General features: G+C 60.0%; 26 protein-coding genes. 7 read left to right on the plus strand and 19 right to left on the minus strand.

Features of this window, described 5'->3' with window-relative positions; genetic code table 11:
* Nucleotides 1–207: a DUF1107 domain-containing protein gene (locus M6G53_RS16005; protein ID WP_004933604.1), complete on the minus strand. Its 207-nt coding sequence runs from the start codon at nucleotides 205–207 to the stop codon at nucleotides 1–3.
* A gap of 330 nt (nucleotides 208–537) precedes the next feature.
* Between M6G53_RS16005 and M6G53_RS16010 the strand changes: the two genes are divergently transcribed.
* Complete coding sequence (locus tag M6G53_RS16010; RefSeq protein ID WP_253332910.1) at nucleotides 538–1,095, plus strand: YtfJ family protein; 558 nt, start codon at nucleotides 538–540, stop codon at nucleotides 1,093–1,095.
* 1 nt (nucleotide 1,096) lies between these two features.
* Here M6G53_RS16010 and cysQ read toward each other — a convergent pair whose 3' ends face one another.
* Complete coding sequence (gene cysQ / locus M6G53_RS16015) at nucleotides 1,097–1,837, minus strand: 3'(2'),5'-bisphosphate nucleotidase CysQ (RefSeq protein ID WP_253332959.1); 741 nt, start codon at nucleotides 1,835–1,837, stop codon at nucleotides 1,097–1,099.
* Nucleotides 1,838–2,092: 255 nt separating this feature from the next.
* On the opposite strand from cysQ, the gene M6G53_RS16020 reads away from it, so the two are divergent.
* Complete coding sequence (locus tag M6G53_RS16020) at nucleotides 2,093–4,045, plus strand: bifunctional 2',3'-cyclic-nucleotide 2'-phosphodiesterase/3'-nucleotidase (RefSeq protein WP_253332912.1); 1,953 nt, start codon at nucleotides 2,093–2,095, stop codon at nucleotides 4,043–4,045.
* A gap of 101 nt (nucleotides 4,046–4,146) precedes the next feature.
* Here the strand turns inward: M6G53_RS16020 and bamJ are convergent, their stop codons facing one another.
* The gene (bamJ, locus tag M6G53_RS16025) at nucleotides 4,147–4,767 is read right to left on the minus strand and encodes a BamJ family beta-barrel-assembly machinery protein (protein WP_004933618.1); all 621 of its coding nucleotides are present in this window, start codon (nucleotides 4,765–4,767) and stop codon (nucleotides 4,147–4,149) included.
* 267 nt (nucleotides 4,768–5,034) lie between these two features.
* Here bamJ and M6G53_RS16030 point away from each other — a divergent pair, with 267 nt between their 5' ends.
* On the plus strand, nucleotides 5,035–5,694 hold the full coding sequence (locus M6G53_RS16030; RefSeq protein WP_253332914.1) for an OapA family protein: 660 nt from the start codon (nucleotides 5,035–5,037) through the stop codon (nucleotides 5,692–5,694).
* A gap of 3 nt (nucleotides 5,695–5,697) precedes the next feature.
* Here M6G53_RS16030 and M6G53_RS16035 read toward each other — a convergent pair whose 3' ends face one another.
* The 5 genes from M6G53_RS16035 to rpsF all read right to left on the minus strand — a co-directional run bounded on the left by M6G53_RS16035 (nucleotide 5,698) and on the right by rpsF (nucleotide 7,611).
* Complete coding sequence (locus M6G53_RS16035; RefSeq protein ID WP_253332916.1) at nucleotides 5,698–6,051, minus strand: DUF488 domain-containing protein; 354 nt, start codon at nucleotides 6,049–6,051, stop codon at nucleotides 5,698–5,700.
* 111 nt (nucleotides 6,052–6,162) lie between these two features.
* Nucleotides 6,163–6,615 (minus strand): 50S ribosomal protein L9, encoded by a 453-nt coding sequence (gene rplI / locus M6G53_RS16040; RefSeq protein WP_004933629.1) that lies wholly within the window; start codon nucleotides 6,613–6,615, stop codon nucleotides 6,163–6,165.
* A 39-nt stretch (nucleotides 6,616–6,654) separates the two neighbouring features.
* Entirely contained in the window at nucleotides 6,655–6,882 is a 228-nt protein-coding gene (gene rpsR / locus M6G53_RS16045; RefSeq protein ID WP_000135199.1) for a 30S ribosomal protein S18, read from the minus strand.
* 4 nt (nucleotides 6,883–6,886) lie between these two features.
* A complete protein-coding gene (gene priB / locus M6G53_RS16050) occupies nucleotides 6,887–7,204 on the minus strand; it encodes a primosomal replication protein N (protein ID WP_004933632.1) in 318 nt (105 codons plus the stop codon).
* An 8-nt stretch (nucleotides 7,205–7,212) separates the two neighbouring features.
* Complete coding sequence (gene rpsF / locus M6G53_RS16055) at nucleotides 7,213–7,611, minus strand: 30S ribosomal protein S6 (RefSeq protein WP_004933634.1); 399 nt, start codon at nucleotides 7,609–7,611, stop codon at nucleotides 7,213–7,215.
* Between the two features lie 236 nt (nucleotides 7,612–7,847).
* Here rpsF and M6G53_RS16060 point away from each other — a divergent pair, with 236 nt between their 5' ends.
* Together M6G53_RS16060 and M6G53_RS16065 are read left to right on the plus strand one after the other, a co-directional pair.
* Nucleotides 7,848–8,069 carry a hypothetical protein gene (locus M6G53_RS16060; RefSeq protein ID WP_253332918.1) on the plus strand — a complete coding sequence of 74 codons (222 nt, stop codon included), beginning with the start codon at nucleotides 7,848–7,850 and terminating at the stop codon, nucleotides 8,067–8,069.
* A complete protein-coding gene (locus M6G53_RS16065; RefSeq protein WP_253332920.1) occupies nucleotides 8,066–8,332 on the plus strand; it encodes a YdgH/BhsA/McbA family protein in 267 nt (88 codons plus the stop codon). The genes M6G53_RS16060 and M6G53_RS16065 overlap by 4 nt, the downstream gene beginning before the upstream one ends.
* A gap of 100 nt (nucleotides 8,333–8,432) precedes the next feature.
* Here M6G53_RS16065 and M6G53_RS16070 read toward each other — a convergent pair whose 3' ends face one another.
* Together M6G53_RS16070 and yjfP are read right to left on the minus strand one after the other, a co-directional pair.
* On the minus strand, nucleotides 8,433–8,807 hold the full coding sequence (locus M6G53_RS16070; RefSeq protein ID WP_253332922.1) for a hypothetical protein: 375 nt from the start codon (nucleotides 8,805–8,807) through the stop codon (nucleotides 8,433–8,435).
* A gap of 123 nt (nucleotides 8,808–8,930) precedes the next feature.
* Nucleotides 8,931–9,683, minus strand: coding sequence for an esterase (yjfP, locus tag M6G53_RS16075; RefSeq protein WP_253332924.1), 753 nt, complete (start codon nucleotides 9,681–9,683; stop codon nucleotides 8,931–8,933).
* 127 nt (nucleotides 9,684–9,810) lie between these two features.
* Here yjfP and bsmA point away from each other — a divergent pair, with 127 nt between their 5' ends.
* A complete protein-coding gene (gene bsmA / locus M6G53_RS16080) occupies nucleotides 9,811–10,119 on the plus strand; it encodes a biofilm peroxide resistance protein BsmA (RefSeq protein ID WP_253332926.1) in 309 nt (102 codons plus the stop codon).
* Nucleotides 10,120–10,242: 123 nt separating this feature from the next.
* Complete coding sequence (locus M6G53_RS16085; protein ID WP_253332928.1) at nucleotides 10,243–10,518, plus strand: YdgH/BhsA/McbA family protein; 276 nt, start codon at nucleotides 10,243–10,245, stop codon at nucleotides 10,516–10,518.
* On the opposite strand, the gene M6G53_RS16090 is transcribed toward M6G53_RS16085, so the two are convergent.
* From M6G53_RS16090 to hflK, 9 genes are all read right to left on the minus strand, one after another.
* Complete coding sequence (locus M6G53_RS16090; RefSeq protein ID WP_015376394.1) at nucleotides 10,515–10,913, minus strand: DUF350 domain-containing protein; 399 nt, start codon at nucleotides 10,911–10,913, stop codon at nucleotides 10,515–10,517. The genes M6G53_RS16085 and M6G53_RS16090 overlap by 4 nt on opposite strands.
* A 66-nt stretch (nucleotides 10,914–10,979) precedes the next feature.
* Complete coding sequence (locus M6G53_RS16095) at nucleotides 10,980–12,608, minus strand: isovaleryl-CoA dehydrogenase (protein ID WP_253332930.1); 1,629 nt, start codon at nucleotides 12,606–12,608, stop codon at nucleotides 10,980–10,982.
* A 116-nt stretch (nucleotides 12,609–12,724) separates the two neighbouring features.
* Entirely contained in the window at nucleotides 12,725–13,456 is a 732-nt protein-coding gene (gene rlmB / locus M6G53_RS16100) for a 23S rRNA (guanosine(2251)-2'-O)-methyltransferase RlmB (RefSeq protein WP_038879203.1), read from the minus strand.
* A 61-nt stretch (nucleotides 13,457–13,517) separates the two neighbouring features.
* Nucleotides 13,518–15,992 (minus strand): ribonuclease R, encoded by a 2,475-nt coding sequence (gene rnr / locus M6G53_RS16105; RefSeq protein WP_253332933.1) that lies wholly within the window; start codon nucleotides 15,990–15,992, stop codon nucleotides 13,518–13,520.
* A gap of 59 nt (nucleotides 15,993–16,051) precedes the next feature.
* The gene (nsrR, locus tag M6G53_RS16110; protein ID WP_141971336.1) at nucleotides 16,052–16,477 is read right to left on the minus strand and encodes a nitric oxide-sensing transcriptional repressor NsrR; all 426 of its coding nucleotides are present in this window, start codon (nucleotides 16,475–16,477) and stop codon (nucleotides 16,052–16,054) included.
* A gap of 233 nt (nucleotides 16,478–16,710) precedes the next feature.
* Nucleotides 16,711–18,009, minus strand: coding sequence for an adenylosuccinate synthase (locus M6G53_RS16115; RefSeq protein ID WP_025159583.1), 1,299 nt, complete (start codon nucleotides 18,007–18,009; stop codon nucleotides 16,711–16,713).
* A gap of 98 nt (nucleotides 18,010–18,107) precedes the next feature.
* The gene (locus M6G53_RS16120; RefSeq protein ID WP_253332935.1) at nucleotides 18,108–18,308 is read right to left on the minus strand and encodes a DUF2065 domain-containing protein; all 201 of its coding nucleotides are present in this window, start codon (nucleotides 18,306–18,308) and stop codon (nucleotides 18,108–18,110) included.
* Between the two features lie 63 nt (nucleotides 18,309–18,371).
* Nucleotides 18,372–19,376 carry a protease modulator HflC gene (gene hflC / locus M6G53_RS16125; protein WP_253332937.1) on the minus strand — a complete coding sequence of 335 codons (1,005 nt, stop codon included), beginning with the start codon at nucleotides 19,374–19,376 and terminating at the stop codon, nucleotides 18,372–18,374.
* 3 nt (nucleotides 19,377–19,379) lie between these two features.
* Nucleotides 19,380–20,630: an FtsH protease activity modulator HflK gene (hflK, locus tag M6G53_RS16130; protein ID WP_253332939.1), complete on the minus strand. Its 1,251-nt coding sequence runs from the start codon at nucleotides 20,628–20,630 to the stop codon at nucleotides 19,380–19,382.
* Between the last annotated feature and the right edge of the window lie 28 nt (nucleotides 20,631–20,658).

Consider the following 20,658-nt stretch of genomic DNA (forward strand, 5'->3'; position numbering starts at 1 on the left):
TCACCCCATCTCGGTCTGCAACAGCAGCACCTGACGGTTCACTTCTGACATCACGCTGAAATGGCGCTTGTCGCGAATCTTCGGCGGCAGGATTTTCCCCTCGTCGAATTCAAATGCGCCCACGTCCTTGATATACAACCGTCCGCGAAACAGGGTCTTAACGTACTTTGCCACTTTCAAAGGGTTATAACGCTGGAAGATTCTCATTCTTTTACGCTCCTCCCGTTGATCCATACGCTCAGCGAGCCGCCAAAGGTGGCAGCCTCGAAATTCAGAACGCAACTTGATTGCATGTAGTAGACCCAGTAAAGACCAGAACGTTCACTTCCACCCGGTGATCTACGCTGGATTTACACTTTTTGACAGAATTGTATATGATAATTTATAACGTTTTCAGGATATCCCTTCAAAATCTGATGATTAGCGAACCAAGGGAAAATCTGCGATCCGGTTAACAGGACAGACCTCTGATCACATCCTATGCTTTAGGCTGTCGAAGTGCTGTCGCACAAATTCCCCCTATTACAAGGAGAAAGCATGAAAACAAGTCGCATGCTGATGGTATCCCTGCTGCTCGCCCCGCTTTTCGCCTCCGCACACAACTTCCAGCTCCAGCAGCGCGTGGCGCCGGTCGGCGTCAGCGACAAAGGAGAGCTCAATTACGCTGACGGTAATTTTAGCTACCAGAACTGGAACAGCGCACAGCTCAGTGGAAAAGTGCGAGTGATACAACATATTGCCGGCCGCACCTCTGCCAAAGCCATGAACGACCCACTGATTGAAGCGATCAAGAAGGCGAAGCTACCACACGATCGTTACCAAACGACGACAATCGTCAACACCGACGACGCCCTGATGGGCACCGCGATGTTCGTGCGCAGCAGCATCGAAGACAGCAAGAAGGAATTCCCGTGGTCGCAGTTTATCGTCGACAGCGACGGCAACGTGCGCAAGGCCTGGGATCTGCAGCCGAAAGGCTCCGCCATCGTGGTGCTGGATAAGCAAGGGCGCATTCAGTTCGCCAAAGACGGTGCGCTGACGCCGGAAGAGGTGCAGCAGGTGATGTCCAAGCTGCACCAGCTGTTGGCGAACTAACTCAGAACAGCGACACCCGGAAGCCGGGGTTGAGGAAGGATTCACGCGGGGTATAGAGCAACGGCTTGCCCTGCCAATCGTGAATTTGCGCTCCGGCGGCCACCGCCACCGCATGGCCTGCGGCGGTATCCCAAATGTTGGTTGGCCCAAAGCGCGGATAGAGCTGCGCCTTGCCTTCCGCCACCAGGCAGAACTTCAGCGAGGAACCAACGGACACGGTCTGGTGCTCACCCAGTTGCTGCAGATAGTCTTTCAGCTCGTCGTCGATATGCGAGCGGCTTACCACCACCAACGGCGGATGTGCGTTGCTGACGCCGATCGCCTGCCGCACGCCCTTCTCTTCTTTCCAGGCCTTGCCGCGTTCCGCCAGATACAACACGTCGATCGCCGGGGCATACACCACCCCCATCACCGCCTGCCCGTCTTCAATCAGGGCGATATTGACCGTGAACTCACCGTTGCGGTGCAAAAACTCTTTGGTGCCGTCCAACGGATCGACCAGCCAGTAACGCGTCCAGCTGCGGCGCTCTTCCCACGCCGGCGGATCTTCTTCCGACAGCAGCGGCACCTCGGGCGTCAGCGCCGCCAGGCCGCGCTTGATGATGTGATGCGCCGCCAGATCGGCCGCCGTCACCGGTGAATCATCTTTTTTCTGTGCGACATCAAGCGGTTGTTCACCGTCGTACACCGCCATGATCGCCGCCCCCGCCTCGCGGGACAGTTGGCAAATTTGCTCTAGCATCATGCACCTCAACTCTGCATCTCCGTGGGAAATTTCCCCCTGTCTCTGCTAGCAGACTAGTTTTTTTTACGCCGAATATCCATCTCAACCGGCTAACCCCCGGGAATTCCTCAGATCTTGTTAGGCACAACTGTGAACTTCCCCGCGTTACCCGCCACCGTTTTCTGCCACACTTCACAGTTTGCTGTGGCAAGCCATGTTAATTACATTTCCCTCTGCGATAACACTCGAATAATGGAATGGAGAGAGCCCAAAATGATGAAGCATCCACTGACGCTGTCCGCGCTTGCGCTGCTGGTGTGCACCTCGGCGCAGGCGGCCACCGTCGATCTGCGCGTGCTGGAAACCACCGACCTGCACAGCAACATGATGGACTTCGACTACTACAAGGACACGCCGACCGATAAATTCGGCCTGGTGCGCACCGCCAGCCTGATCCAGCAGGCGCGCCAGCAGGCCGCCAACGCGGTGTTGGTGGATAACGGCGACATCATTCAGGGCAGCCCGCTCGGCGACTACATGGCGGCCAAGGGGCTGAAACCGGGCGACGTGCATCCGGTCTACAAGGCGATGAACACGCTGGACTATGTGGTCGGCAACATCGGCAACCATGAGTTCAACTACGGGCTGGACTACCTGAAGAATGCCATCGCCGGCGCCAAATTCCCGTATATCAACGCCAACGTCATCGACGCCAAAACGCAAAAACCGCTGTTCACGCCCTACATCATCGTCGATACGCCGGTGAAAGACCGCGACGGCAAGGCGCATACGCTGCGCATCGGCTACATCGGCTTCGTGCCGCCGCAGATCCTGGTGTGGGACAAGGCTAACCTGCAGGGCAAGGTGACGGTGGACGACATCACCGCCACCGCCAAACGCTACGTGCCGGAAATGCGTAAACAGGGCGCCGATCTGGTGGTGGCGATCCCGCATTCCGGGCTATCCAGCGAACCTTACAAGGCGATGGCGGAAAACTCGGTCTACTACCTCAGCCAGGTGCCGGGCATCGACGCCATCATGTTCGGCCACGCCCATGCGGTGTTCCCGAGCAAGGACTTCGCCAACATCAAAGGCGCAGATATCGATAAGGGCCTGCTGAACGGCGTACCGGCGGTGATGCCGGGCCAATGGGGCGATCATCTCGGCGTAGTCGACCTGCAGCTCAACAACGATAGCGGTAGCTGGAAAGTGACCGCCGCCAAAGCGGAAGCACGGCCGATCTACGACAAAGAGAACAAGAAATCGCTGGCGGCGGAAGACGCCGCGCTGGTGAACGTGTTGGCGGACGATCACAAGGGCACGCGCGAGTTCGTCAGCCAGCCGATCGGTAAATCCGACGGTAACATGTACAGCTACCTGGCGCTGGTGCAGGACGATCCGACGGTGCAGATCGTCAACAATGCGCAGAAGGCCTACGTCGAACATTATATTCAGGGCGACCCGGACCTGGCCGATCTGCCTGTGCTGTCGGCGGCGGCGCCGTTCAAGGTCGGCGGCCGCAAGAACGATCCGGCCAGCTTCGTCGAAGTGGAAAAGGGCCAGCTCACCTTCCGCAACGCCGCCGATCTCTATCTCTACCCCAATACCCTGGTGGTGGTGAAGGCCAGCGGCAAAGAGGTGAAAGAGTGGCTGGAGTGCTCCGCCGGCCAGTTCAACCAGATCGACGTCAACAGCGCCAAGCCGCAGGGCTTGATCAACTGGGACGGCTTCCGCACCTATAACTTCGACGTGATCGACGGCGTCAATTACCAGATCGACGTCAGCCAGCCGGCGCGCTACGACGGCGAATGCCAGCTGATCAACGATAAGGCGGAGCGCATCAAGCAGCTGACCTTCAACGGCAAGCCGATCGATCCCAACGCCACCTTCCTGGTCGCCACCAACAACTACCGTGCCTACGGCGGCAAATTTGCCGGCACCGGCGACAAGCACATCGCCTTCGCCTCGCCGGATGAAAACCGTTCGGTGCTGGCGGCCTACATCAGCGCCGAAACCCAGCGGCACGGTGCGGTGCATCCGCAGGCGGACAACAACTGGCGTTTGGCGACCTTCAGCAGCCAGCAGCCGCTGGATATCCGCTTCGAGACTTCGCCGTCGGACAAAGCGACGGCGTTTATCAAGCAGCACGCTCAATATCCGATGACCGCCGAGGGCAATGACCGCATCGGCTTCGCGGTGTATCGCATCGATTTAAGCGCTAAGTAACCGCTCTCTCCGGCCGGGGCCGCCCGCCCCGGCTATGCCATGACCGAACGGCGCATAAAATAAGGGCGCCACGTAGGCGCCCAGAACAATCCTCGGTGGGATTACAGGATTTCCAGCAGCTCGACGTCGAACACCAGCGCGCTGAACGGCGGGATGGACGCGCCTGCGCCACGCTCGCCGTAGGCCAGGTTGTGCGGGATATACAGCTGCCATTTGGAGCCGACCGGCATCAGGGTCAGCGCCTCGATCCAGCCTGGGATCACGCCGCTGACCGGGAATTCTGCCGGCTGGCCGCGCTCGACCGAGCTGTCGAACACGTCGCCGTTGATCAGACGACCGGTGTAGTGCACACGCACGCGATCCTGACGGGACGGGATCGGGCCGTTGCCCTGCTCCAGCACGGAGAACTGCAGACCGGACTCGGTCAGCGTCACGTCGTCGCGCTTGGCGTTATCGTCCAGGAATTTCTGGCCTTCAACGGCCATCGCCTGCTGGCGCTCGCGGCGCACCGCGTCCGCACGCTCGTGGATTTCACGCAGCGCACGGTGCACCACGTCTACCGGAACCGCCGGGGCATTCCCTTCCAGCGCGTCACGCAGCCCCGCCAGCAAAGCTTCCGGTTGCAAGCCTTCCAGCCCGGACTCTTGCAGCTGCTGGCCGACCTGTAAACCAATCCCGTAACTTGCTTGCGCTTCAACGCTGTCAAAAGAAGGGGTTGTCATGGGGTTTTCCTTAAGTCTGTAAAAAGTCGAAAGCGCAGCATAACAGCGCGTCAATGCCGGGTAAAATCTTGTGTGGAGAATGATGACTTTTGTCGTAGAAAAAGAAACAATAACCTTCTGTTAACGCCCGCAGCCGCAAACCGCGGCTCTGCCGCTCAGCTGCCTTTCGCTTCAATCAGTTAGCGGACTATACTGAAAGCAGGATATCGGGTAGGCGAGGCGCTTGCCGCGCTGCGCCAATTACTACGCCGTCGAAGAGAGGTCACCATGGGCAGAATCGCGCCCAGGAGAAGGAAAACCACCCGCATCTACCAGCCGCTGCTGCACACCTGGCTGAACGTCAGCCAGCGCCTGAAACCGGGCGCCGCACCCACGTCTGAAGGTGCGGAACCCCCAGCGGAGCCGCCGTCGGCCAACGACAAAATGCAGCAGGTCAAAGCGCTGCTGGCCAAAGTCTGGCATCTGCCGGACGGTTTCCATTGGATGGAGCCGCTGCCCTACTTCCACCGCCGCTGGGTGCTGATCTTCGGCATCATTCTGCTGCTGGCCCTGCTGTGGCCTTACTCGCCCGAAAGACAGCCGTTCCCGGTCTCCCAGCAGGAAACCAACGTGCCGCTGCAGGCCGAGCGGCAAAACAGCGCCACCAACGAACCGACACCGGCGGGCAACTGGCAGCGTTACCAGATCCAGCCCGGCCAGACGCTGGCCCAGCTGTTCCGCGACAACAACCTGCCGGTGAATGAAGTGTTCGCCATGGCGCAGGTGGAAGGCGGCGACAAGCCGCTGAGCAACATGAAAGCCGGCCAGGAAGTGCGCATCGAACGCGACGCCAACGGCGTGATTAACGCGCTGTCGGTCACCACGGTAGACAACAGCCAGGTGCTGTTCCGCCGCCAGGCCGACGGCAGCTACCGCCGGGAACGCTAATCCCTAGAGCTGCGTCAGCAAAAACTCGCGCAGCACCACGCCCTGGTTGTGCTCGGTATCTTTGCTGCCATACAGCAGCGTCAGCGCATGCCCCTGCCTCAGCAGCGCCACCAGCGGCTGCCAGGCGGCGTTGGCCGCCAGCTGTTGGCGGTAACGCGTCTCGAAGACCGCCCACTGGTCGGTATGTTGATGGAACCACTTGCGCAGCTCATCATCCGGCGCCACCTGTTTTAACCACTGCACGCCCGCCAGCCGCTCCTTGCTGATGCCGCGCGGCCATAGCCTGTCTATCAGATAACAGTGTTCCGGCGCCGGCGCGCTGAAATCATACACCCGCTGTAGCGTAATCTTTGCCATCGCACGCTCTCCTGTTCATCCCGTCTTGAAGCGTAGCGCGTTTTGCCGGGCGCAGAAAAGCAAAACGCCAGCGCGAGGCTGGCGTTTTAACCGGGTTAACAGCAGCGTAAATTACGCTTCTGCAACCACAACTACATTCAGCTGTGCGAACACGTCGCTGTGTACCTGGAAGTGCACTTCGTGCTCGCCAGTGGTACGCAGAACGCCGTTCGGCAGACGAACTTCGCTCTTGGCAACTTCAACGCCTGCCGCAGTCACTGCGTCAGCGATGTCGCGGGTGCCGATAGAGCCGAACAGTTTACCTTCGTCGCCAGATTTGGAAGCGATGGTCACTGAACCCAGTTCGTTGATCTTGGTTGCGCGAGCTTCAGCAGCAGCCAGAACGTCAGCCAGTTTGGCTTCCAGTTCAGCACGGCGTGCTTCGAAGAACTCAACGTTTTTCTTGGTAGCAGGAACAGCTTTGCCCTGTGGTACCAGGAAGTTACGAGCGTAGCCCGCTTTAACGTTAACTTGATCACCCAGGCTGCCCAGGTTTGCTACTTTATCAAGCAGAATAACTTGCATTACCTTATCCTCTCAAAGTCGTTAATGGACAGTGGCCGATTACTGATGACGATCAGTGTACGGCAACAAAGACAGGTAGCGCGCGCGCTTGATAGCACGGGCCAGCTGGCGCTGATATTTTGCACGAGTACCGGTGATACGGCTCGGTACAATTTTACCACTTTCGGTGATGTAGTTTTTCAGCGTAGCGATGTCTTTATAGTCAATCTCTTGAACGCCTTCCGCGGTGAAACGGCAGAACTTGCGACGACGGAAATAACGTGCCATTTGGCTAGTCTCCAGAATCTATCAATTCAATCTGCTCGGCATGCAGAACCAATTTGCTCAGCCCGTTGCGCCCTTGATGGCAGCTTACAAAGCCTTGCACGGTAATCTGACTGCCGACCGTTAATCTTTGAGTTAGTGCTTGTGACTGTTGTCCGCTGACAACCACGGGCATTCGGCACCATGCTTGTCTGCTGAATCCGGCTTCCGTCTGCTGCGAACGGTGCTCTAGCACAAATTGGCAGTGCGGTATCCCGGAAGGACTCACTTTTCGAACCGGCGCCTTGCACACAGTGCCCGACAAAACCAGACGATTAGCCGTCACGACGGCAATTACTCTTCAGAATCCCCAGCATCTGCATCATCTGCGGTTTCGTTAGCGAAGTCTTCGCGGCGATCGCCACGACGTTCGTCTTTCGCTTTAACCATCGGAGATGCTTCAGTTACCGCGTGCTTAACGCGCATAACCATGCTGCGGATAACGGCGTCGTTGAAGCGGAAGTTAGTTTCCAGCTCATCGATCGCTTCCTGCGGTGCTTCAACGTTCAGCAGAACGTAGTGAGCCTTGTGCAGTTTGTTGATCGGATAAGCCAGCTGACGGCGGCCCCAGTCTTCCAGACGGTGAATCTGACCTTGCGCGTTAGTGATGGTAGCACTGTAACGCTCGATCATGCCCGGAACCTGTTCGCTTTGGTCAGGATGGACCATAAAAACGATTTCGTAATGACGCATCGAATTGCTCCTTACGGATTATTCAGCCTCCTGTCAGGGTCAACCGCGGCCCATGGAAGCAAGGAACGTGTTTAGTGTGCGGCTGAAAAATGACGCGTAATCATACTGACGCAGGGCGGGAAACTCAAGGACTGCGTGGGTTTTATTCGCGTTAATGCGAGGCGCTATGGGAAATAGCACGATTTGCCCGTGGGTGAACCTATGTACGCCGATCCATCGGTTTCAAAAATCTTTCAATGAAATCAGCGCTGAGTCACAAATCTATTTCACTTTTTTTGAAAAAGGTCATCAAAAGCCCCCGCTTTTTAATCCGCCGCAACGGACTAAAATTAACCATATCCGCCGCAGACAGCGCGACGAAAAAGATTTCAGGTTATTCAATGCAGATAAATGACTTTTTGCCGCAGCGACACTCGCTGTCAGGCCGTAACGGCAAGAGGTTAAGAGAGGCACTATGAAACGCATCCTTCTCGCGACGGCGCTGGCCACCCTGTTCTCCGCCAATGTGATGGCCGCGACGGAGATCACCTCGCACCAGGCCGATCAACGCCAGAGCGTCGGTTTCGTCACGCTGAACCAGAACGTGGTTTCGCCCGATGACGCCAGCAGTCAGGTAGGCAAAATCGCCGATCAACGCGGCGCAACGTCTTATCGCATCATCGCGCTGCACGAACCGGGCGACAACAGCTCGATGCACGTCAGCGCCGAGCTGTACCGCTAAAGAAACACGCCACGCCAGGGAAATCCCCAGGGCTTCGTCAGAAAGCCCGCTCAGTCCTCACCGGAGCGCCGCCCGTTGGGCGCTCCACTTCCCCCGCCAATCAGAGCTTGAGCAGCGCCGGCGCGCTGAACGCCTTGCCCGGATTGTGCAGTTGCAGCACCGCCCGCAGATAGTGGGTGCGCGTTTGCAACAGTTCGGCGCTTTCCGTCAGGGTCGCGCGCTGCTCTAAGGAGAGCGTATCGGCCGTTGCGGTATGAGTGACTGCCGCTTTCGGCGCAGAGGCGAACAGCGCCGTCATGTTTCGCACCGTATGCGCGGTGATGCGCGACAGCGGGTTAGCCTTCTCTTGCCGCGTCTTGCCGTCGGCGGCCCCCAACATCTCGCTGAACACCGATGATTTAAGCTCGGCGCGCGCTTTCATCGTTCCCATTAAACCGCGTTCGGCCTCGGCCGTACTGCTGATACTCTTTATCATGCCCTTTGTTCCTTGCTGCCCTGAAAGAATTCACGCCAACATTCTCGCCTTCATTTGGCCAAATGATGGCCGAAACAGCAGGCACAGAGCAGTGCAATTCCACGCATCGCGCCCGGATGCGCATTACAGCTCGCGGCGGAAGAAATCGGCCGTGGCGGACAGCGCCAGCGGCGTGATGCGGTGCTTCACCCCCGGCTCGACGAGCGACGTCAAACGGCCGTCTGCGCCTTGTCGCCGCAGTTCAGCCGCCAAACGCAGGCTGTCCGCCGCCGGCACCACATCGTCCGTCTCGCCGTGCCACAGCAGCAGCGGCCGCCCGGCGATCGCCGCCAAACGCCCCTCCAGCTCATACTCCGCCAGTACGGCGGTGCGCGCCGCAAACGCCGCCGGCGAGAGCGTCTCGCCCTCTTCGCCCAACGGCGGGAATAGCGTGTGCGCCAGCGCACGGTAATAGCCGGAACCCATCAGGCTGGCGGCCGCCCGGATCCACGGGAAGCGCGCGAAGGCGCCAAGCGCGGTCATGCCCCCCATTGACGCGCCGGCGACGCCGATACGCCCGTCGGCAATCAGGCCGAGCCGTTCGAAATGCGCCTTGATCTGCGGCAGCTCGTCGATATTGCTGCGCAGGATCTCCCAGAACGACGCCAGTCGCCGCGCCTCATCGCCGTCGAACCGCTCGCCGTGCCGATCGGCATCCGGCAATACCACCCGAAAACCAACGCGCGCCAGCGCATAGGCGAAGTAGGCGTACACCTCTTTCGACGAGGTATAGCCGTGACAGAAGAACACCGTCGGCAACGGCCGGTGATAGTGCCCTGCGGGGACAGCGTGGATCACCGCAATATCGCCCACCCGCTCGTCATGAATTTCGATCATCCGTTCATCCTCAGCTCACCTGTTGGCATTCATCATGACAAACTTGCGCCAGCCAGCGTTAGCTCAATCTGTTCCAGCTTATATTGCGTTACACTGAAGCCATCGTACCGGCTCTTCCGAGGTCACCATGACGCTAGTCCGCACACTCATCGCCCTGACGCTGGCCGCACAGCTTTCCGCCTGCGGCATCATGACCACCACGACGAAACCGCCGCCGCCGCCCACCGCACAGGCGCAGGAGATCGTCCGCGCACAGACCGCCGAGCTGGTGAAGACAGGTACCGTCAGCGCCGTGGTACGCGGCAGCCCGATGGATGTGGAAGCGGAGATCCAGCGCAAGGCCACCGCCGCCGGCGCCCGGTATTACGTGATCATCATGAACAGCGAAACCATCGTGCCGGGCCAATGGTATTCCCAGGCGATCCTGTATCGGTAAGGCGGGGATTTTTTAAGCAGATTTACACTGGCTTTGCACTGGCTGAAGTAGGGTATTGCACACTGGCGGACAGCATGCCGCATGGTGCGGGTGTCGATTCAGGATCTGACGAAGGGGAACGCCATGAAACGCTCCACCGCACTCACCTCCCTCCTGCTTTCAGTAGGGCTGCTCAGCACCGGCGCACAGTCCGCCGAGCTGGCGCCCGCCGATCGCGTGACGCCGCTCAGTGAAATCGCCGAGATCACCTTTAACGATCTGCCCGGTTCGCCGCAGGAGGCGGAGCAGGCCATCGCCCGCACCGCCAGCCAACACGGCGCCAGCTATTACCGTATCCTGCGAATGGAAGAACAGGCGCACCCGCTTGGCTGGCGCGCCTCGGCCATCTTATATCTTTAGTAGCTCATGCAAGCCGCATTCAACACGCCGCCGCTGACGGAGACGCCCCCCAGGAAAATCCCGGCGGCCAGGTGGTTCGCTTCGATCTTGTCGCTGATGCGCGGCATGTAGATCTTCACGGCCGCGAACAGCAGCAGTTGCACCACCAGCGCCACCACGCCCCACAGCAGGTAATCCAGCAGGCTGATCGAGTTGATCGCCGCGCTGGCCAACGGGATCACGTACCCCAGGCAGGCGCCGATGAAAGCAAAGGCGGCAGATTGATTATCGGCCTTGATCAGCGCCCATTCGTCGTGCGGGGTGATGCGGGTATAGACGAACAGAAACACCAAAATCATGGCGAAACCGCTGAAGAAGTAAGAGGCGAACGCCGCCAACGCGCTGAGAATATCCATGTGCATTTTCCTGTCAGAGTGAGGCTGAATTAAAAAGGTTTTCACCGCCGCGCGCCACCCTTTTCCCTAACCGCCGATAGCGCGGTTCAACAACAGTTCACACACCTCGGCCGACAGCAGGCTCTCGCCGCGATGATCCAGCGTCAGGTGACACCAGGCGTCGGCAATCTGCGGGCTGGCGTGCTGCAGCAGCTGCGCGGCGCAGCACAGGTCGAACAGCTGCTGGGTCAACAACCGCCCCATCTCTTCACGCGGTTGCCGGGCGCGCTGCTGCCATTGCCGCCAGGCGTGATCGAACAACCGATTCTGGCCGCGCACCGGCTGCAGCTCGAACTGCAGCATCTCGAGCGCGCCCGGCAGTTTGTGCAGGCTGCGCAACACGTCCAGACACATGATGTTGCCGGAACCTTCCCAGATGCTGTTGACCGGCATCTCGCGATACAGGCGCGGCAGCTCGCTCTCTTCGCAGTAGCCGATGCCGCCCAGCACCTCCATCGCCTCGGCAATGAACGGCATGCCTTGGCGGCAGATGCGGTATTTGGCCGCCGGGGTCAACAGGCGGCTGTAGATCAGTTCGCCCTCACTGCTGCGGTTTTCCCAGGCGCGGGCCAGCCGGAACAGCAACGCGGTGTGCCCTTCCAGCCGCAGCGCCATGCGCGCCAAGACCTGACGCATCAGCGGTTGCTCTATCAAAAGCTTGCCGAACGCCTGCCGCTGCAGCGCATGATACAGCGCCACCGACAACCCACGGCGCATCAGGCCGTGGCTGCCGAGCGAGCAGTCGAAACGGGTCAGACCGCCCATCTTCAGGATGTGCCGCACGCCGTCGCCCTCGTCGCCCAGCAGCCAGGCGGTGGCATCCTGAAACTCCACCTCGCTGCTGGCGTTGGAGCGGTTGCCCAGCTTGTCTTTCAGCCGTTCCAGGCGAATGGCGTTGCGGCTGCCGTCCGGCAAAATGCGCGGCAGGAAGAAGCAGGACAGCCCGCCCTCGGTCTGCGCCAGCACCAGGTGCGCATCGCTCTGCGGCACCGAGAAGAACCACTTGTGTCCCACCAGCCGATAGGCCTCGCCCGGCCCGCGCGCGCCGAGCGGCGTGGCGGTAGTGGTATTGCTCAAGACATCGGAGCCGCCCTGCTTCTCCGTCATACCCATGCCGATCAGCAGACCGCGCTTTTGCCCGCCCGGCAGCAGGTGAGCGTCATAGCGATCCGACATCAGCGGCGTCAGCCAGGAACGAAACTCCGCCGGCAGCGCCTGCTGCAACAGCGGCGTGGCGCCGAAGGTCATGGTGACCGGGCACAGCGTGCCGGCTTCGACCTGCGCATGCAGCATAAAACGCGCGGCGCGCGCCACGAAAGAGCCGATGCGGGCATCTTCCTGCCAGGGCAGGTTGTGCACCCGGTTGGCGATCAGCCCCTGCATCAGAATATGCCAGGCGGGGTGAAAGCGAACATCGTCCAGCCGCTGGCCAGTGGCGTCGTAGCGCAGCAGCTCCGGCGGGTTGGCGTTAGCCAGGCGGCCCAGCTCCAGCGACTCCTGGGTGCCGAGCTGCTGGCCCAGCGAAGCCAATACCTCGGCGTCCCAACCGCCCTGCTCGCGCAGCAACGCTTCGCGCAGCGGCGTATCGGAGAGAAACAGGTTGCTGTTGCCCAGCGGCTTGGGTTGGTTAAAAACGGTGTGCGTAGTCCAGACCATGAGAGTGCTCCCTGAGAAAAGCGTCAGGAGTAAGTATGGTCGGCGCAGAGATTTCTGCCGCAGGCGGGATCACAGGAGGGGGAATTAACGGGGGCTCAGGGCCCCCGTCAGGAGGATCAGCCGCGCTGACGCACCGCTTCAAACAGGCAGATACCGGTGGCGACCGACACGTTCAGCGAAGAAACGGTCCCGGCCATCGGGATGCTGATCAGCTCGTCGCAGTGTTCACGGGTCAGACGACGCATGCCTTCGCCTTCCGCGCCCATCACCAGCGCCATCGGGCCGGTCATTTTGCTCTGATACAGCGTATGGTCGGCTTCGCCGGCGGTGCCCACCACCCAGACGTTCATTTCCTGCAGCAAACGCAGCGTGCGCGCCAGGTTGGTCACGCGGATCAGCGGCACGCTCTCGGCAGCGCCGCAGGCCACTTTCTTGGCGGTGGCGTTCAGCTGGGCGGAGCGGTCACGCGGCACGATCACCGCGTGCACGCCGGCGGCGTCGGCGCTGCGCAGGCAGGCGCCGAGGTTATGCGGGTCGGTCACGCCGTCCAACACCAGCAGGAACGGCGTTTCCACGCTTTCCAACAGGCCCGGCAGATCGTTCTCCTGATACTGACGCCCTTCGCGCACCCGGGCGATGATCCCCTGGTGCACCGCGCCTTCAACCTTGTCATCCAGCCACTGGCGGCTCGCCACCTGGATCACGATGCCGGTCGCTTCCAGCTCGGCGATCAGCGGTTGCAGGCGGCGATCTTCGCGGCCTTTCAGGATAAACACTTCCAGGAAGCGTTGCGGATCGCGCTCTAACAGGGCTTTGACGGCGTGGATGCCGTAAATAATTTCGCTCATGATGCTCTTTTAAATTCGTGCGGCCGGCGATAACCGGCCGATGGTAACGATGTGCGGCAGGTTAGGCCTGCTCGGCACCTTTCTTCTTGGCTGCGCGTTTGGCTTTGGTCGCCGCCGCGATTTTCCGCGTTTTGTCGGACGCTTTCTTGGCTTTCTTCTTCGCCTTCTTCACCTTGTCGGCAGGCTTGGCGTCATCCTGCTTGCGGAAGGCGCTGTCCGGCTCGAAGTTGGCCGGCGGTTTGCCGCCGCGGCGCTTGCCGCGCACCGCGCTACCGTTGTCGCGCAGCGTGCGCTGGCCGCCCTTCTTGGCGCGCTCGCGCTCGGTTTTGCCTTCGCCGCGCGCTTTGCGGGTGCTGGACACCAGCGCGAAGTCGATCTTGCGCTCGTCCATATGCACCGCGTCCACGCGGATCTCCACCGTATCCCCCAGGCGATAGACCGTGCCGGAAGATTCGCCGATCAGGCGCTGGCCGATATTATCGTAGCGATAATAATCATTATCCAGCGTTGATACGTGTACCAACCCATCGATGAACAGATCGTTCAGGCGCACGAAGAAGCCGAAGCCGGTCACGCTGGAGATGATACCGCTGAACACTTCACCGACGTGATCCTGCATGAAGTCGCACTTCAGCCAGTCGGCGACGTTGCGCGTCGCTTCGTCCGCGCGGCGCTCGGTCATCGAGCAGTGTTCGCCCAGCTGCAGCATCTCTTCGAATTCACTGTGCCAGCCGCCGGTCGGCGTCCAGCGCTCTTTTGGCTCGCCGTGTTCTTTGGCCAGCTGGTATTTGATCGCACGGTGCAGCGCCAGATCCGGATAACGGCGGATCGGCGAGGTGAAGTGGCCGTAAGATGCCAGCGCCAGGCCGAAGTGGCCGCGGTTTTCCGGATCATAAATCGCCTGCTTCATCGAACGCAGCAACATGGTTTGCAGCATTTCGTGGTCGGGGCGTTCGGACACTTCATCCATCAGCACCGCATAGTCCTTCGGCTGCGGCTTGTTGCCGCCGCCCAGCGTCAGCCCCAGCTCGCTCAGCACGCTGCGCAGCGCGGAGATGTGGTCGTCGCTCGGGCGATCGTGCACGCGGTACAGCGCCGGCTCGTTGCGTTTCTCGACGAAGCGCGCGGCCGCCACGTTGGCCATGATCATGCACTCTTCGATCAGCTTGTGGGCGTCGTTGCGCACCGTCGGCTCCACGCGCTCAATGCGGCGCTCGGCGTTAAAGATGAACTTGGCTTCTTCGGTTTCAAACGCGATGCCGCCGCGCTCGGCGCGCGCCTTATCCAGCACCTTGTACATTGCGTGCAGCTCTTCCAGGTGCTTGACCAGCGGATGGTAGTGCTCGCGCAGCTCCTGATCGCCCTGCAGAATGTGCCACACCTTGTTATAGGTCAGGCGAGCGTGCGAGCTCATCACCGCCTCGTAGAACTTGGCCGTCGACAGGCGCCCCTGGGCCGAGATGGTCATCTCGCACACCATGCACAGGCGATCGACCTGCGGGTTCAGGGAGCACAGGCCGTTGGACAGCACTTCCGGCAGCATCGGGATCACCTGCGACGGGAAGTACACCGAGTTGCCGCGGCTGCGCGCTTCATCGTCCAGCGCGGTGCGCGGGCGCACGTAGTAACTGACGTCGGCGATCGCCACCCACAGGCGCCAGCCGCCGCCGCGTTTTTTCTCACAGTACACGGCGTCATCGAAGTCGCGCGCGTCTTCGCCGTCGATGGTGACCAACGGCAGTTTGCGCAGATCGACGCGGCCCTTCTTGGCCGCTTCCGGCACCTGCTCGCTGAGATCGGCCACCTGTTTTTCCACCTGCGGCGGCCAGGTATGCGGGATCTCATGGGTGCGCAGCGCGATATCCACCGCCATGCTGGTGCCCATCTTGTCGCCGAGGATCTCGACGATCTTGCCGACCGCCTTGGTACGGCGGGTCGGACGCTGGGTCAGCTCCACCACCACCATAAAGCCCATGCGCGCGCCGCTGACGCTGTCCGCCGGGATCAGAATATCGAAGCTCAGACGGCTGTCGTCCGGCACCACGAAGCCGGTACCGGCGTCCATGAAGAAGCGGCCAACGATCTGGCTGGTTTTCGGCACCAGCACGCGCACGATGCGCGCTTCGCGGCGCCCTTTGCGATCCGCGCCCAAGGCCTGCGCCAGCACCACGTCACCGTGGATCGCCATTTTCATCTGTTCGGCAGACAGGTACAGATCGTCTTTGCTGCCTTCAACGCGCAGGAAGCCGTAGCCGTCGCGGTGGCCAATCACCGTGCCGCGCAGCAGATCCAGACGTTCCGGCAGCGCGTAGCACTGGCGGCGGGTAAACACCAGCTGGCCATCGCGCTCCATGGCGCGCAGGCGGCGGCGCAGCGCTTCCAGCTGCTCTTCACCGCTGAGGCCCAGTTCGTTGCCCAGTTCTTCGCGGCTGGCCGGCGTTTCTCGTTTCGCCAAATGGGCCAGGATATATTCACGACTGGGGATGGGGGATTCGTATTTTTCTGCTTCTCGTTCCAGGAATGGATCTTGTGACATTGCGGTTCCTCCGTTGTCATCAGCAGGATGACGTTGAGCCTTGTCTTCTCAACGTCGTTTTATTCGACAAGCAATAGCTTGTAGAGCGGCGGATTGTCTTCGACCATGTCGGCCAACGTATGTTTATCCAGCTCTTCAAGGAAATTCTGTACGCCCTGTTGGAGCACCTGCTTTAGTCGGCAGGCGGGGGTGATGTGGCAAAAATCGCTGCTGCAGTTAACCAGCGCCAGCGGCTCCAGCGCCCGCACCACGTCGCCGAGGCGAATGCTCTCGGCCGGTTTGCCCAAACGGATGCCGCCATGCTTGCCGCGTACCGCCGTGACAAAACCGACCCGGCTCAACTGATTGATGATCTTCACCATATGGTTGCGAGACACGCCATAAACCTCGGTGACTTCCGAGATGCTGGTCATCTTGTCCTGCGGCAACGAGGCCATGTAGATCAACGCCCGCAGGCCATAATCAGTAAAACTTGTTAACTGCACATCTTACCTCTGGGTATCGCTTTACCCGTTTGATACGCCGCTTTTCGGCGCTATTCAAAAGATTACTCATTGGATAATAAACCAGCCGGAGAGTTCGTCGCTAATTATTTAGCGAATCCCGCGCCCTAAGGCGGGTTTATGAAAGGATTTTTTGACGTGAAACCGCAATCGGAGGGAGTCAGGATAAAAACAAACCGGGACGCGCCCGGTTTGTTTTGTGCCGCAAAGCCTGATTATGCGTCGAACGGGTCGCGCAGGATCATGGTTTCGCTGCGATCCGGGCCGGTAGAGATAATGTCTACCGGTACGCCGGTCACTTCTTCGATGCGCTTGATGTAGTTCAGCGCAGCCTGAGGCAGCTTGCTGTGCTCTTTCACGCCAAAGGTGGTTTCGCTCCAGCCCGGCATGGTTTCGTAGATAGGCTCGATACCTTCCCAGCCTTCAGCCGCCAGCGGAGTGGTGTCCACTTCGCGGCCGTCCGGCATGCGGTAACCCACGCAGATCTTCACTTCTTTCAGGCCGTCGAGGACGTCCAGTTTGGTCAGGCAGAAGCCGGACAGGGAGTTGATCTGCACGGCGCGACGCACCGCGACCGCGTCCAGCCAGCCGGTACGACGACGGCGGCCGGTGGTGGCGCCGAACTCGTTACCCTGCTTGCACAGGTACTCGCCGGTTTCATCGAACAGTTCGGTTGGGAACGGGCCTGCACCCACGCGAGTGGAGTAGGCTTTCACGATGCCCAGCACGTAGTCCACATAACGTGGGCCAATGCCGGAACCGGTAGCCACGCCGCCGGCAGTGGTGTTGGAAGAGGTGACGTACGGGTAAGTACCGTGGTCGATATCCAGCAGAGTGCCCTGAGCGCCTTCGAACATGATCAGGTCACCACGCTTGCGCGCACCGTCCAGCAGTTCGGAAACGTCAACCACCATGGCGGTCAGGATGTCGGCGATAGACAGCACGTAGTCCAGCGTCGCCTGATAATCGACGGCTTCAACCTTGTAGTAGTTGACCAGCTGGAAGTTGTGGTAATCGACGATCTCTTTGAGCTTAACGGCGAAGGTTTCTTTGTTGAACAGATCGCCGACGCGCAGGCCGCGACGAGCGACTTTATCTTCGTAAGCCGGGCCGATACCGCGACCGGTGGTGCCGATCGCTTTGGCGCCGCGCGCTTTCTCACGCGCGTTATCCAACGCGACGTGATAAGGCAGGATCAGCGGGCAAGCTTCGGACAGTAACAGACGTTCGCGTACCGGGATGCCACGCGCTTCGAGTTCACCCATTTCTTTCATCAATGCGTCCGGCGCCAGAACAACACCGTTGCCGATGATGCTGGTGACGTTTTCACGCAGAATACCTGAAGGAATTAAATGAAGGACGGTTTTTTCACCGTTGATTACCAGAGTGTGGCCAGCGTTATGGCCACCTTGGTAGCGCACAACATATTGAGCCCGTTCGGTCAGCAGGTCTACAACCTTGCCTTTACCTTCGTCACCCCATTGGGTGCCCAGTACGACGACGTTCTTACCCATTTTTCAAAATCACCGATTGCTTAAAAATGGATTCTACCACCGTAATTTTCGATTTTCAGCACTTTTAGCATACGATTGCATAAATTTTGGGCTAAACTTTAAAGACCCGTGCGGCTGCTCAACATGTAGTAGATCACGCAGCCCGCAACCACTATTCCACCGCCAAACCGCCGCAGCGTCGCGTCCGGCAGCTGCGACATCGCCACAATCATTTTGCGCCAGGCCTGCGGAAACAGCATCGGCCCTAATCCTTCCAGCACCAGAACCAGCCCGAGCGCCAGCCAAATCGTTGAGTTCATGCATCCCCCAAAAACGAGAAAGGGCCCGCGTAAACGGGCCCTCGATCAGATTGCCTGCCGCGCTTATTTGCGCAGGGTATCAGGCGACTTCATGTAGCGGAAGAAATCGCTGTCCGGGCTCAGTACCAGCACGTCCTGGTTGTCCTTGAAGCTGGCTTCATAGGCACGCAGGCTACGGATAAAGGCATAGAAGTCCGGATCCTGGCTGAACGCGTTGGCGAACAGCTTGGCCGCTTCGGCATCGCCTTCACCGCGGGTGATACGCGCCTGACGCTCGGCTTCCGCCAGGGTACGGGTCACTTCGTAGTCCGCGCTGGCGCGCAACTTCTCGGCTTCTTCCTGGCCTTGCGAACGCAGACGACGGGCTACCGCTTCACGCTCGGCGCGCATACGCTGGTAGATGGCGTCGGACACTTCCGCCGGCAGGTTGATCTGCTTGATACGCACGTCGATCACTTCGATGCCCAGCGCCGCCATGCTGTTCGGGTTAACCTGCGGCTGTTTGCCGGTAGTTTCCCGCTCAACGCGCGCTGCCGCAGAGGCGATAGCGTCATCGGCTTCGGTGGTCGTCACTTCTTCGCCGTCACCCACGGTGCCGGTGTTCAGCGCGTCACGCACGTCGGACATCAGCTTGCCGCGCGAGTCGGTCACGATGTCTTTCACGTCCAGGCGGCCGATTTCGGAACGCAGACGGTCGCTGAATTTGCGTTTCAGCAGCACTTCGGCCTGGGAGACGTCGCCGCCGCCGGTCGCCAGATAGTAACGGCTGAAGTCGCTGATGCGCCACTTCAGATAGGAGTCGACGATCAGATCTTTCTTCTCGCTGGTCACGAAGCGATCGGCCTGATTGTCCATGGTCTGGATACGCGCATCCAGATTCTTCACGGTCTCAATGAACGGGATCTTGAGGTGCAGACCCGGCGCATACACCAGCGGCTTGTTTTCGCCGTCGCGCAGAACCTTGCCGAAGCGCAGCACGATGCCGCGCTGGCCTTCCTGCACCACGAACAGCGAAGCGTACAGCACCACCAGCACCGCGAGAACAATAACTACAAAAGACTTACGCATTGATTACTCTCTCCCTACGCGAGTGGTGTCGTCACGCTGCGCATTCGCCCGGCGCTGATCCATAATCGAACCGCCGCTGGTGCGCGGGGCGCTACTGTTGGCAGCCGGCGCAGGATTCGGATTGAGGCGAATCAGGCTGGTATCCTTGTTGCCGCTCTCCGGCGCCGCGCCTTGGCCGCGCAGCATCTGATCCAGCGGCAGCACCATCAGGTTGTTGCCTTTGTCGCTCACCAACACCTTACGGGTATGGCCCAGCACTTTTTCCATGGTTTCGATATACAGACGCTCGCGGGTGATCTGCGGAGCGGACTTGTATTCCGGCAACAGTTTGGCAAAGCGCGCCACCTCACCCTGCGCTTCCAGGATGGTGCGGTCTTTATAAGCCTTGGAGTCTTCCAGCAGACGCTGCGCCTGGCCGTTCGCACGCGGCTGAACTTCGTTGGCGTAAGCTTCCGCTTCACGGATGTATTGCTGCTCGTTTTCACGCGCGGCGATCGCATCGTCGAACGACGCCTTCACCTCTTCCGGCGGACGCGCCGCCTGGAAGTTGACGTCCAGCAGCGTGATGCCCATGTTGTAAGGACGAATGGTCTCTTCCAGCATGCGCTGCGTATCGTTACGCACCACGGTACGGCCTTCGGTCAGGATGCGGTCCATCGAGTATTTGCCGATCACGCCGCGCAGGGCGCTGTCGGTCGCCTGGCTCAGGCTGTCGTCGGCATTGACGACGCTGAACAGGTACGCTTCCGGGTTGGTCACGCGGTACTGCACGTTCATTTCCACGCGCACCACGTTTTCATCGGAGGTCAGCATCACGCCGGATGCCGCCAGCTCGCGCACGGACTCCACGTTCACCGGACGTACGTCGTCGATGAAGGTCGGCTTCCAGTTCAGGCCCGGCTGCACCAGGTGGCTGAACTTGCCGAAACGCGTCACGACGCCGCGCTCGGCTTCCTTGATGGTGTAGAAGCCGCTGGCGGCCCAGATCACCACCACGGCCACCGCCGCGATACCGATAATGCGGCCGCTGAAGCCCGACCCTGAGGTGCCGGTGCCGCCGCTATTGCTGTTGGAGCCTTTTCCCCCGCCAAAACCGCTCAATTTCTTGCTCAGTTTGCGGAAGATATCGTCCAAATCAGGTGGCCCTTGATCACGACCGCCTTTGTTGTTACCGCCAGAGTTGCCGCCATTGTTATTGCTGCTCCCCCACGGGTCGCGGTCCTGTCCGTTATTACCGGGCTGATTCCACGCCATGTTTTAGCTCCATATTCTGTGATTGGGT

The sequence above is a fragment of the Serratia nevei genome, assembly GCF_024160145.1.
In the GTDB taxonomy this organism is placed as follows: domain Bacteria; phylum Pseudomonadota; class Gammaproteobacteria; order Enterobacterales; family Enterobacteriaceae; genus Serratia; species Serratia nevei_A.